Source organism: Leuconostoc sp. C5, assembly GCF_056530425.1.
In genome coordinates this window covers 612,278-625,356 of record NZ_CP134351.1, presented here as the reverse complement: position 1 = coordinate 625,356, position 13,079 = coordinate 612,278, and the positions used below count along the sequence as shown (strand labels likewise).

At 36.6% G+C, this 13,079-nt stretch carries 11 protein-coding genes and 1 other RNA gene; 3 read left to right on the top strand and 9 right to left on the bottom strand.

The window, feature by feature from the left end:
• The first annotated feature begins 65 nt into the window (after nucleotides 1–65).
• Nucleotides 66–1,094, top strand: coding sequence for a lactonase family protein (locus RHP56_RS03250; RefSeq protein ID WP_048592873.1), 1,029 nt, complete (start codon nucleotides 66–68; stop codon nucleotides 1,092–1,094).
• A 55-nt stretch (nucleotides 1,095–1,149) separates the two neighbouring features.
• On the opposite strand, the gene RHP56_RS03245 is transcribed toward RHP56_RS03250, so the two are convergent.
• The 7 genes from RHP56_RS03245 to RHP56_RS03215 form a co-directional block, all read right to left on the bottom strand.
• Complete coding sequence (locus tag RHP56_RS03245; protein WP_011679460.1) at nucleotides 1,150–2,622, bottom strand: ABC transporter substrate-binding protein/permease; 1,473 nt, start codon at nucleotides 2,620–2,622, stop codon at nucleotides 1,150–1,152.
• Nucleotides 2,623–2,770: 148 nt separating this feature from the next.
• Nucleotides 2,771–3,143: RNase P RNA component class B (gene rnpB / locus RHP56_RS03240), an RNA gene on the bottom strand.
• 23 nt (nucleotides 3,144–3,166) lie between these two features.
• Entirely contained in the window at nucleotides 3,167–3,565 is a 399-nt protein-coding gene (locus tag RHP56_RS03235) for a DivIVA domain-containing protein (protein WP_004164370.1), read from the bottom strand.
• Nucleotides 3,566–3,640: 75 nt separating this feature from the next.
• A complete protein-coding gene (locus tag RHP56_RS03230; protein WP_011679459.1) occupies nucleotides 3,641–4,207 on the bottom strand; it encodes an SLOG family protein in 567 nt (188 codons plus the stop codon).
• Nucleotides 4,208–4,265: 58 nt separating this feature from the next.
• Nucleotides 4,266–6,458: a transglycosylase domain-containing protein gene (locus RHP56_RS03225; RefSeq protein ID WP_102753446.1), complete on the bottom strand. Its 2,193-nt coding sequence runs from the start codon at nucleotides 6,456–6,458 to the stop codon at nucleotides 4,266–4,268.
• Nucleotides 6,459–6,479: 21 nt separating this feature from the next.
• Entirely contained in the window at nucleotides 6,480–7,094 is a 615-nt protein-coding gene (gene recU, locus RHP56_RS03220; RefSeq protein ID WP_011679457.1) for a Holliday junction resolvase RecU, read from the bottom strand.
• Nucleotides 7,095–7,246: 152 nt separating this feature from the next.
• A complete protein-coding gene (locus RHP56_RS03215) occupies nucleotides 7,247–7,474 on the bottom strand; it encodes a CsbD family protein (RefSeq protein ID WP_004164379.1) in 228 nt (75 codons plus the stop codon).
• Between the two features lie 949 nt (nucleotides 7,475–8,423).
• Between RHP56_RS03215 and RHP56_RS03210 the strand changes: the two genes are divergently transcribed.
• Both RHP56_RS03210 and RHP56_RS03205 read left to right on the top strand, forming a co-directional pair.
• Nucleotides 8,424–8,594 (top strand): hypothetical protein, encoded by a 171-nt coding sequence (locus RHP56_RS03210; RefSeq protein WP_011679456.1) that lies wholly within the window; start codon nucleotides 8,424–8,426, stop codon nucleotides 8,592–8,594.
• Between the two features lie 342 nt (nucleotides 8,595–8,936).
• The gene (locus RHP56_RS03205) at nucleotides 8,937–9,248 is read left to right on the top strand and encodes a helix-turn-helix domain-containing protein (protein WP_102753832.1); all 312 of its coding nucleotides are present in this window, start codon (nucleotides 8,937–8,939) and stop codon (nucleotides 9,246–9,248) included.
• Nucleotides 9,249–9,323: 75 nt separating this feature from the next.
• On the opposite strand, the gene RHP56_RS03200 is transcribed toward RHP56_RS03205, so the two are convergent.
• Nucleotides 9,324–11,237, bottom strand: a complete 1,914-nt coding sequence (locus RHP56_RS03200) for an ATP-dependent nuclease (protein ID WP_258984506.1) — start codon at nucleotides 11,235–11,237, stop codon at nucleotides 9,324–9,326.
• A 297-nt stretch (nucleotides 11,238–11,534) separates the two neighbouring features.
• Nucleotides 11,535–13,079: a glutamine-hydrolyzing GMP synthase gene (gene guaA / locus RHP56_RS03195; protein WP_096639000.1), complete on the bottom strand. Its 1,545-nt coding sequence runs from the start codon at nucleotides 13,077–13,079 to the stop codon at nucleotides 11,535–11,537.

Below are 13,079 nucleotides of genomic sequence, written 5' to 3'. Positions count from 1 at the left end.
TATATTTGTGTAAATGCTTACATACAAGTATAATTAAAACAGACATTCAAAGGAGCTACTATATAATGGCAGTCTATAAAATTCTATTTGGTACGTATACAAAGCGCGTTTCAAAAGGTATATATGAAGCTGAGCTTGATACAGAGAAAAAATTATTACAAAACTCCACATTCGTTGGGGGTTTGACAAATCCAACTTATTTGGCAATATCAAAAGCCAACAAAGTCTACGCGGTTGAGAATCGTGATGGTCAAGGTGGTGTTGTTACATTTGATAATTCCGTTCGACCCCTTGCTGAGATTGATGCACAATTAAGTGAAGGCTCAGCACCTGCATATATTGGTGTTGATGAAGATCGTCAACTTGTTTATGCAGGTTATTATCACCGTGGAACTGTTGAAGTTTACCGAATTAATGATGATGGTAATTTGACGTTAACCGATACTTGGCAAAATGAAGGGTCAGGTCCACGTCCTGAACAAGGATCTTCACATATTCACTTTAGCAATTTAACTCCTGACAACCGTTTAGTTGCAGTTGATCTAGGTACAGATGAAGTTATTACTTTTGACGTATCAGACAATGGCAAGCTAGCTGAAGCCGCTCATTTCAAAGCAGAAGATGGCTTTGGCCCTCGTCATATTCGATTTTCGCCAGATGGTCAATATGCTTACCTCCTCGGCGAATTATCAAGTCTACTCAGTGTTTTGAAATACAACAGTGAAGATGGTTCTTTTGAACACGTACAGACAGCACCAACTATACCATCAGATTGGACAGCACATAACGGAGCTGCTGCAATCCGTATCAGTAAAGACGGTCGCTTCATATATGTTTCAAATCGTGGTAATAACTCAGTCGCAGTCTTCAAAACAACCAATCTTGGATCTGAAATTGAACGTATTCAATTAATCAGTACTGAAGGTGAGTTCCCAAGAGACATGAATTGGGATGAATCTGAACAATTCTTGGTGGTTGCTAATCAAGATACCGACAATGTATCATTGTACGCTCGTGATGACGAGTCCGGCGAATTATCACTACTCCAAAAAGACTTCACAGTTCCAGAAGGTGTTCGTGTATTATTTGAATAACAAAAAAGGATGCATCATTGACAGATGCGTCCTTTTTTATTTGCATTAAAATAACTTATCGTGAACTACGATTCATACGTTTTTCGGCGTAACCCAATGAGCGACTAATTCCAAACGTCAAAACGAAGTAAATCAGTGATGCAATAACTAATGGGAAAAATGGTTTGAAACTAGCTCCTTGAACGACACCAGTTTGGAACATCAATTCACCAACACCAATAACAGAAACAACCGAACCTTCTTTGATAATTGTCACAAATTCATTACCTAGAGCAGGTAAAATGTTTTTTACCGCTTGTGGTAATATGACATATCGCATTGTCTTGCCTTTTGACAAGCCAAGTGAGCGCGAAGCCTCCGTTTGTCCAAAGTCAACAGAGTTGATTCCTGAACGAATGATTTCAGCAACATAAGCAGCTGAATTAAGTCCCATTGCAAGAGCACCAGCAGCAAAAGCTGATAAATTCAAGCCAATTACTTGCGTACCGAAAAACACCATAAACGCTTGTACTAGCAACGGTGTGCCACGGACATACTCAACATAAACATTACCAATAATTCTTAAAATGGCGTTGGGAGACAACTTGAATAAGGCAAAGACTGTTCCAAGCACAATACCCAAAACTACCGCCACTGCAGCTAAGGCAAGCGTCAACAATGTTCCCTTAACAAACAAATTACCATACTTAGCCCAGAAGCTTTGATCGGCAAACATTAGCTTATTAGCTCTTTTTTGATAAGCTTCCAATTCACCTGATTTAATGATGTTACCAAGTGACTTGTTAATTTTGGCTTTTAGGACTGGAGAATTTTTAGGCATTGCGATTGAAACTGCTCCTTCTCCAGAAGAAGGCTTTGGGTAAATAATTTTAAAGGCTTTATTTTGTTGTGTGTAAGCCTTAGATATTGGTTCATTAAGCACGATTCCAGCAATTTTACCAGTGGATAATTGTGCAACCAAATCAGGAACTTTTTGAAGACTGACTATTGTTGATCCACTCATACTTTCTTGAGCATAAGTTTCTTGGGTAGTTTGTTTTTGTACACCAATTTTCTTACCAGAAAAAGAGTTTAGGTTGCCACTATATTTAGAGGCATCTTTTTTCAAAACCATTACAGTCTGCAAAGGCTTCATATATGAATTTGAAAAATCAACTACCTTTTCTCGTTCTGGTGTGGCATTGATACCCGAAATAATGACATCAATTTTACCAGTTTGCAAGGCACCGATTAAACCATCAAATCCCATTTCCTTAATAACAGGCTTAACACCAAGATCCTTAGCAATTTTTTTAGCCATCTCAACATCAAAACCAACAATTTGGTCACGTCCGTTGACCGTAGCATGGAACTCAAATGGTGCATAATCTGCTGACAGACCAATTACTAACGTACCCTTTTTCTTGATTTTAGTTAGGGCCGGATCCGTAGTCGCAGCATCAGCATGAGTTGGCAAAACTGCTAACAATGGCAGTAACATTGTAATCGTCATTATCACGATTGATATTTTTTTTAATATACTATTCATTTAATTTCTCCTCATGTGAAACAACATTACTAATTTTACCTTGATTTGAATTTTTATACAATAAAAAAACGTAGATATACAAAATATATTGAATAACTAAATTTTTTATACAAAAAAACTCGCCGAAGCGAGTCTACCTGTTACAAGTATCTATAGGCCATGTTTTGTTCCAGTGTAATGCAGGTAACATTACACCTTCGGTAATCATCTATCTAAGTTCGTTCAAACGAACCATACCGACCATCGCTTCATTTCACTAGGCCAGCCGCCCCTACCAAAAGTTTGGGTTGCCCGTTTGTGGGGTTTACCTCGTCTCAAATACTAGCTTTCACTAGCATATACGTTTCTATGGCACCTTCGAGCCTATTCAGACATAGCCTAAGCCTTAGCCCTTTCGACTGCCGTAACATCACTGTTCCTGGGTTTATTTTTTATCCCAGCACAAACACTACACCCATCTCAGAGTGTACGAGCATGGACCTTCCTCACGTTAGAAATATAACGCGCAATTACCCGATACTTGCAAAAATTATTATCTTTTTATTTATTCAGCACTATTATGATCGCGACCAAACACCACACGCTCCAAATTAGCAACACGCTTAATCAAATCTAAGTTAGTTACTGCCGCTTGCTGTGCGACTGCTGCTTGTCTTTGATCCTCAACTGGTTGAGGTTGAGAAGCAGTTTGAACTGGTTGTTGCGGTGCAACACTTTGTTGCTGTTTAACAGCAACTAGTTGATCTTGGGCATCTTTCAAAGCGACTTGTAAACGAGCCACTTCACTTTTTAGTTGTTCAACTCGGCTACCAAATGCACCATAGTCTTTAATAATATCATCTAGAAAGCTGTCAACATCAGCAGGATCGTAACCGACCCCCATACGTTTTTGCTTAAAGACGCGTTCCAAAATGTCTTTTTGCGTGTATTTTACTTGTTCCACAAGCTATACCTCGATTATTTTTTTACTTATCCTATGTTACCAATAATTCTAATGAATTACAAGGCATTTTTAATACTAATAATCGTAACGGTTTTCATTCATTTTTTCTTCAAGCTCCGAAGCATACTCTTGTAACTGATACATGTCCACTTGGACAAGAGGATACGGCGTTTGCGTTTGATACTTTGTCACAACTTGAAAATCAAATATTGTCTTCCCTTCAAATTCCGTATCATAAAAGAACAGTGCACCATCTGTGTGCGCTAACATGAATTTCTGGTAATTTTTTAGTTGAATAGGCGATTGAAAGGGTTTAGTCGATACGCTCTCAGAAAAATCGCTCTGTGCAATCAATTTCTGCAATTTAGCTTGATTATCCTCACTCCATTGACTGCCAAACTGTTTAAAAGGCAACATTACAGCCAATTTAAGTTGCGGATAGTCTTTCTTCATATCAGCAACAACTTCAATTGTCCATTGCTCAATGCCTAGCTGGGCACCTGTGATAACCCATTCCAATCCATTATCAACTTGTTCTTTTAGCGTTTGATGTAATGCATACTTGATAACTTTAATTTTAGGATCTTTGTCACCGAATGTTCCTAATTCATAACTTCGGTAACCCGTTACCCAAAGTCGCATAATATTCTCCTCTATAAGAAAAGGTCTTGCTATGAAAGCAAGACCGAGAAACTCTAAATTAATTGTTGCCAGTTGTAGACCCAGTTGAAGCAGAGTTTGCACTAATTCCTGCTTCAGATGGGGTTTCCCCAGATTGCGCAATGGAATTCACACTCGGCAGTCCACCGTTACTCCAAGAAGCATCTTTGACTTCATATTCAACGATATTTCCCTTCACTTTAGCAGTAACTGTATCTGGTGCGGTCCAATCGGTATTTGACTTATTTTGCATAGCATAAGCCATCACTTTGGCATAATACTGCGCCGGTAAATCTTGCTCTGTCCAAGGAATGTAATTTTTACTAGGAACATCAAATCCAGTCCATACAGAGAGCGTATACGATTTTGTATAGCCGGTAAACCAAGCATCCGATATCGCTTTATCAGGCATCCCAGCATTATCATCATAGGCTACTAGCCCTGACTTACCAGCCTGATATAACCCAGAAATTGCGGCATCTGCTGCGGTTGCATTAGGCTTGATAACACCCTTCATCATATCAGTTAACATGAAGGCTGTACTGGTCTTCATAGCACGTGTGCCACTTGATGTGTAGCTATGGGTTGTGCCATCTGCAGTGACAATTTTAGAAATATAAGTTGGCTTGTAATAGACACCACCATTAGCAACAGCACCAAACGCTGCTGCCTCCTGTTCGGTTGAAACATCGATTCCAATGGCCATTGAACCACCCGGTGTTGAGTTCGTCGTAATGCCTAGTCCATTAACAAACTTCTCGGCATTTGAACCACCAACCTCTTCTAAGGTTCTGATTGCAGGAATATTTCGCGATTGCGTTAAGGCCGTACGCATGGTAATGTTTCCCATGTATTTTTTATCCCAGTTGTAAACACTTATGTTTGTACCGTTATATTTGTATTTTTTATCTTCAACTGTTCGATAAGTTGGCCAGTTAAGGTATTCAATTGCTGGCCCATAATCTAGTAATGGTTTAATTGATGAACCAGATGAACGGTTCTTGCCGGTTGCTCGGTTAAGTGCCTGCAAGGTATTAACATTACGTCCGCCAATTTGGGCTATAACGTGACCATTATTTGGATCTGTCATTGTTGCACCAATTTGTAAGTCATCACTAGAAAAAGTAACAGAACCATCATTGGCATTATCATAAAGGGATTGTTGTAAATTAGAATCCATATTAGTATAGATTTTCAAACCGGCTTTTGTTGTATCATAACCTAGCTTTTTAGCTTCCGTTATTACTGATAAAGCGTACCCATCAGCAACTTGACGAGTGCTATTAGCCGCCTCTGTTTTGGCATTTAAATCTTGTAAGCCATCGCTGACAGGCACTTTCATTGCTTCTGTCGCTTGCTTTGACGTAATCGCACCATAAGTAACCATAGCTTTCAAAACTGTGTCACGACGCTCTTTTGCAGCCGTAGTGTCCTTTAAGTAGGGATCATAATAAGTTGGTGATTGTGGCATGCCAGCAAGCAAAGCCAATTGTGGCAAAGAAAGATCAGTTAACGCTTTACCATAAAAATATTCTGAAGCTGTTTTCATTCCGTAAACGCCGTGTCCCATGTACACTTTGTTCATATAAAACGTCAAAATTTGATTTTTAGTAAAATTCTTCTCCACACGTAAGGCTAACCATGCTTCTTGCGCCTTACGTTTAAATGTTTGGTCAGCCGTTGATGTACTAAAGACGGACAATTTAACTAATTGTTGCGTCAGAGTAGATCCGCCCTGCATCCCCAGAGAAGAACCCTTAATATTGGAAATTGCAGCTCCGGCAATACGTATTGGGTCTACACCATGATGTTTGTAAAAACGTCGATCTTCAATAGAAACAACAGCTTGCTTTAATTGTTTGGGAATTTCATTGGAATTAGCATAATCACGATCTTGAGTGGCCATGCTCCAAAAGACGTTCCCCTTAGAATCTAAGAGCTGTGTAGAGTTTTCCGAAGCTAAATCCGACTCTGTAATATTGGGTGCATCATTCGCATAAGTGAAGAACAAGGCTGTTCCCGCAAGCCCAGCAATCACACCAAGAGTAAATAACCATAAGAATATGGCTAATATCCAACGACGCTTCTTTTTAGTTTTTCTTGGTTTTCTGGGCCCACTACCCTTTGGACCATTTGGTTTTGGCGGACGTGGTGGTTCTTGTGCAGGGTATTGGTCGTACATCTTATGATTACGATTTACACGCGACCATTGATTCGCTTTGTCATTTGCCATACTATTGAAAACTCCTAAAATTTAATGTAATGCTTCAAGCATTTTATCCACAGCTGTGAGATAATCCAAACTCGGATTTAAACTTTCAGGCACAACAAAACTCTTATCAACTATTTCTTGATAAGAAATCGACTGTTTGCCATTCAAATGTTGCCACTGTTGTATTAATTCGCTAGCAGGATAGACATAATTCTCATTTAAACTCGTAAATTTGATGATAACAAACCCGATACCACCTTGGGACAAAATACTTGCTAAATGAGAAATTTGATGTTCATGGAAATTTTTCAAAGGGAATGACGTTTTATTTTTTGTTTCCTTTGCATCAAAGTCAATATACTTTCCTTGATAAACACCATTATAATCAGTTGTAGAGGCTTGTTTAAAATAAGCTTCTGTAATTTTGGCAGCAGAGCGAGCAGGATAGTCAACTTTTACTATGGTTATTGGTGTAGGCTTTTTATGAACTACTGCCAAACGATTAGCAAGATAATAGTCATTTGCAAGATTAATTTCATCTTCCAAACCCATACCTCGCTTACCAAATAATACCTTTTTAGTTGTTTTACCGGTACGCAATGTGTTATTTTTTAACGTCTTACCGTGATGAGTACCGACTGGATAATTAATTGTCATCGCAACTCTCAATATTTTCTGTAAAATATATATTTTTTATTTTACCATAAAAAAGAACTTAACCATAATTAGGTTAAGCAATGTCAATGCTTGTGTGTTGCAAGTCATTCAAAAACCGTCCAACTAAAGAGTTAGTCGGACGGTTTTACTTATTATTTTTTCAACTTTTCCACGCCATCTTTGACGGCATCAACTGCATCTTCAGCAGAATCCTTAACGGCTTCGGCAGCATCAGATAACTTGTCTTTCGCCTTACCAAAAAGTCCCTGTGCTTTACCTTGTGCTTCGCGACTCTTGTCACCGGTAACTTTGCCTTCAACTTCTTTTGCTTTACCAGCAACCTTGTCCTGAGCATTATCAAACTTATCTTCAACTGACATATAATGTCCTCCTTGAACTTTATTTGATGTTACATATATAGTATAACTTAAATGTAAGCGCTTGTAAACAACTTACAGTAAAGTTACATTGTATATTTAACAGCTGATCTTCCATCATAGAGAAAACAATTAGTCATTTAATTTATAGTTAATCCTCGTTAAATATTCAAATTACATAATAATGTCACATGCCATCCACTCGTTTCTGTGGGTGGTTTGTCTATGTCAATATTTATTCTCAAAATCGAGTGTGTACGCCTTTTCCAGAATTTGATATAATTTTTACTAAGCTCATTAAGGAGTCATCATGACAATTATTTTTCTTTACACTTTTATTTTATTCGTAACACTCTGTTTAATTACTTTTTTATTCGTCGGAATTATAATTCGCAGCCGCGGAACAATCATTATCACCTCTTTTGGTATTGTTATTCAAACAATACTGTTTTGTTTTTTTCGTTTCTTTATGTTCACATAAATTATCTATAATCTATTTGTTTGACCAATATTCTTATTGCAGTCTTTTTGCTATTTCAGACGCAATAACTGTATAAAAGTCGATATTCCGTTGGATTTTTCTCAGGCCATCTGTGATAAAATAGCAGTAGCAAAAACATCGGAGAATATGATAGTGCCCTTTTCATTGTTATTTGTTCTGACCCTTCTATTAACTGCACTGTTAATCGCTGGACTAATCCTTCATAATCGTTATATGATCATCACAGCTGTTGTAGGGATTGTAGTGCAAATTATTGTGCTCATTTATTTGTGTTTCATATTTATTCCATCACTATAAAAATAGTCACATTGAGCCAAACGTTACACTTTGTTTGATAAGCGGTCTATTTGAATAAAGATAATTGCTGTGATAACATGAACGGTAGTAGTCGTGCCTTATGTTTTGCATTTAATTTCAAGCAATCACGATCAAAATTAGGGAGAATATTTTATGAAAAAAGTGTCAGTTTTTGTTTTAATGATTTCACTCATACTTATGTTTGCGTCTTTGATTAGTTGGATTATGAGCCAACCAACTTTTGCTATTATTGCCTCTAACTTAGGCTTGCTTATTTTAGCGATTTCATATCTTTGGGAAAACCGCAATAATTTCTTGAAATAAAAAGTCCTTCTGGACGTACATATTAATTAAATAAAGACAGATAATTTGTCGAAAAAAATAAACCTCATTTGAGGTTTATTTTTTTCGGAGATTATTCCCAATGAAAGAAATCCGGTAAGCCTGTATATTCATATAAATTCCATTTGCCTGGAATGTCTATTTTTTCCATTATTTACCCCATCTTAATTAAATTAAACATCATGAATATTCCGTTTTAAACGTAATTTTTTAATGTTTCTGAATTTACCACATAAATCAAACTCTAGTGTCAATATTGCATGTACTTTGTACAGTTATTATAAGTATTTAAATTTGTTATCCTGAACAAAAGGTAAAATAATTATGAAAATAGATGTTTTTGGTGAAAGATTAAAAGCCGCTCGAAAAATAAAAAATATGACACAGTTGGGACTTTCAGCACGTCTAGACGTAAGTAAAGGTACTATATCAGCTTATGAACAAGCATCCTCTTATCCATCTATTGAAACAGTTGTTAAGCTTTGTGAAGTTTTAGTTGTTTCTTCTGATTACCTTTTAGGACTTTCAGACAACCTAACATTTGAAATAGGTGGTTTAACAGATGAACAAAGAAATAGTATTCTGCAATTCATTTCCACGTTGGAAACTGCAAATCGAATAATCAGCAAAAACTAAAAAGACTATAATCCAATTAATTGTAGTCTTTTTATATTTACTTCTTTGCACCTGATAATTAGAGGTAATATTGATTCAACAATTTTCGTTCACAGTTTCTAAAAATGAAGACAAAGATGCTGGGCAATTCTCAATTGAAAGAGCCCTAATTGTCTGAGTATATAGCTCAGCATTTTTTTTAGATGAAGGATTTAGTTCCGAGACAGCATGTTCATAAGCTTCTGCCCAGCCTTTCCAATTTTTTTCCAAATAAGGCTCAAGAGTATCATCAACAATGAATGTTTGCTGATGTGTTCCCGCATCTGGAAAATCATTGTTCTCCAGAGTGTTCTCTAACCCTAGAAAGCGCACAATTTTATTATTTTCACTAATATGAGCCTGCTGTACTTTTCCCCTGGCTTCACCAGTCTTATCCGACCTCTCGCCCCATCCAGAATCATTGTCAAAAACTACGCTTGTTGGTATACCAAGTCCTTTTAAAATTGCATAATATTGGGGGATTTTAGATTTAGAACCACAACTAATAATTACTATACCTTTTTGTGCAAGCGAGACATTTACCATCTTTTCGGAAATACTTTCTATAATTGCTTTATCGGTACTCCCTTCAACCAAAATGACTTCATTAGCATATATGCCTATTGGAAGATCATTTGAATATAGCTTTTCCAAATATTCCTTCTTTTTCTGACGGTCTTGAACAGAATATCTTTCTAGGTCGTCAATTACTTCACTCATACTTGCATGAAATATTTTAGTAGAATAGGAAGTTCCATTACTATGACGAATAAGCCTGTATATTTGCTCAAAATGCTTTTCTTCCAAAAAGTATGGTGAATGCGTTGCATATGTCACCTGAACATCATTCGAAGGTTTATCTGCTAATTTTCGAAGTACAGATGCAAAAACTTGTGCTTGAATAGGATGCTGAAATAACTCAGGTTCTTCAATTGCCAGACAAAGTACGCCATTATCATTCTCATTTTCATCATCTTTTTCAGACAAGAGTTGTAATGCTGAAATTAACACAGTTCTCTGAAAACCATGCCCTTGTTTTGTAACTGGAGTTTGATTCTCTCCATCATTAACTTTAATGGTAAAGGTTGTTTTGGGAGGATTTATTTCTTGAATATTGGGTTGAATTTCTACACTTCGATTAGTATTATATCCTCTAACAACCTTGTTAAATTTGGAAGTTAATTTTTTTAAAGGTTCACCAAAGACATCTTCATATATATTTTTTTCATTTTGTTGAATCGTTTTAAATTCATTTATTAATCTGTCATCTGCTGATTTACGGTCTACTGCTCTTTCAATAATTTCACTCAGCAGACTATTTCTAGAATCCGAAGCTTCCTCATTGGCCCTTAAATCAGCTCTAACCAAGGTAAATTTAAATCTACTTGCAAGAGCATCATTACTATTAAATCCATTGAAATTAGTCGTTAGCTCCTCTGGAACGTTTGTCAATTTATCAGGATTATCAGATTCCCATCTATTTAACTCATCTAAAATGTTCTTCTTTGTTGTGGCATTTTTTAATTGAAGTTCAGGATATTTCAACTGAATATTTTTATATCTTTCTTTTAACTCTGAAACAGCAATATTTGGTACTTTTAAATCAGTAAATAAGTTATAGCCCTTTATATTAGCAGATAATCGTTCATTACCATCAGCAAATGTCCGAATCTTCCATGCCGTAAAAGTATTAACATCAGCATTAACATATTTCCCAAGTACTACACGGTCATTATCATTTAAATCATCAAAAGTTACTCTAACTTCGATATTTTCTTGTTCATGTCCATATGTAGCATCTTGAGGTGTAAGCATACCGGACCTTCCTCCATTGAAAAACCAATCCAAAGCGTAAAGGACAGTTGATTTTCCGACCCCATTAGGTCCTACAAAACTTGTGACATTATAAAATTTAATTTTGGCTTCATATAAAGTTCTGAAATTAGAAATTTCAACTTCTGCTATTTTCATTTATAAAATTCCTCTCATCCCATTTAACATTACTTGCATTTAAGTACCAATATAATTATTAAATAACAATTATAAATATACAACAAAAATCAAATAAAGAAATCTTTTTTTAACTATTTTAACAAATACAATACTTTATTGTATGACAATTGAATAAAAAGCACTGAGCATAAATATACTCAGTGCTTTTCCGTAGGAAAAAAGTAGGGAACCAACTTTTTTTAATGAAAATCAATCATTATAGTAGTTGAAAGATATTGATTTATAGGCATTCCCAATCCATATTATGTTGGCCTTCTATTCCCATTCAACTGTTGCAGGTGGCTTAGCCGTAATATCATACACCACGCGGTTAATATGACCAACTTCATTGACAATACGAGCTGATATTTTTTGCAATAATTCCCATGGCATACGTGCAAAATCAGCTGTCATACCATCGACAGAAGTAATGGCACGGATTGCTATCGTGTAATCGTAAGTACGGTAATCACCCATGACACCAACTGAACGGACACCAGTCAATACCGTAAAGTATTGCCATATGTCTCCTTCTAGACCAGCTTTGGCGATTTCATCACGCAAAATCCAATCAGAGTCACGTACGATTTCTAACTTATCTTCAGTGATGTCTCCTAGGATACGAATCCCTAATCCGGGTCCAGGGAATGGTTGACGCCAGACCATTTCGTGTGGCATATTCAACTTTTCACCTAATTCACGAACCTCATCCTTAAATAATGTGTTAAGTGGCTCAATTAGCTGGAATTGCATATCCTCTGGTAAGCCACCAACGTTATGATGTGACTTGATAGTTTGTGCCGTATCGGTACCAGATTCAATCACATCAGTATATAGCGTACCCTGTGCTAAGAATTCAATGCCATCTAACTTTTTAGCCTCATCATTGAAAACTTGGATAAACTCATTTCCAATAATCTTTCGCTTTTGTTCAGGATCTGAAACACCGGCCAATTTATCCAAAAAACGTTCTTGGGCATCAACTTTAATGATGTTTAATCCAAACTTACCACCTAACATTGTCATCACCTGATCTGCTTCGTTTTTACGAAGCAAACCATGATCTACAAATATAGATGTCAATTGGTCACCAATCGCGCGGTGCAACAAAACACCAACAACTGATGAATCAACACCACCTGATAGTCCAAGCAATACCTTTTTATCCCCTACAATTTCGCGAATTTTTTGAATTTGTTCATCAATAAATCCACTCATGTCCCAGTTAGATTCTGCTTTAGCAATATTTTTAACAAAATTCGTTAAAATTTGCTTACCATTTTCTGACAAGGTCGTTTCTGCGTGGAACTGAACCCCATACAAGCGACGCTCTTCGTTAGCAATAGCAGCAATTGGTGTTTTATCTGAGCCACCAATCACTTTAAATCCTTCAGGTAATTCAATGACATTATCTGAATGGCTCATCAAAACAGTTTGTGATACTGGTGTATCAGCTAATAATCGCCCAGCAGACTCAGTTTGTTGTAGGACAGTTTGTCCAAATTCGCCATTGCCTGGATTAGCTTCAACTTTACCGCCTAATTCTTGTGCCATTAGTTGCATACCGTAGCATACACCTAAAACTGGAATATCTAAATTGAATATTTCGCTATCAATGGTAAACGCATTTTCCTCATAAACCGACTTAGGACCACCAGACAAGATGATGGCCTTGGGATTATAGGACTTGATTTCTTCGGCAGTCATATTACGTGACTTAAGTTCTGAAAACACACCCATTTCACGTATACGTCGTGTGATTAATTGATTATATTGGCTTCCATAGTCTAAAACTAAGACTTTATCAAGTTTGTCAACCAT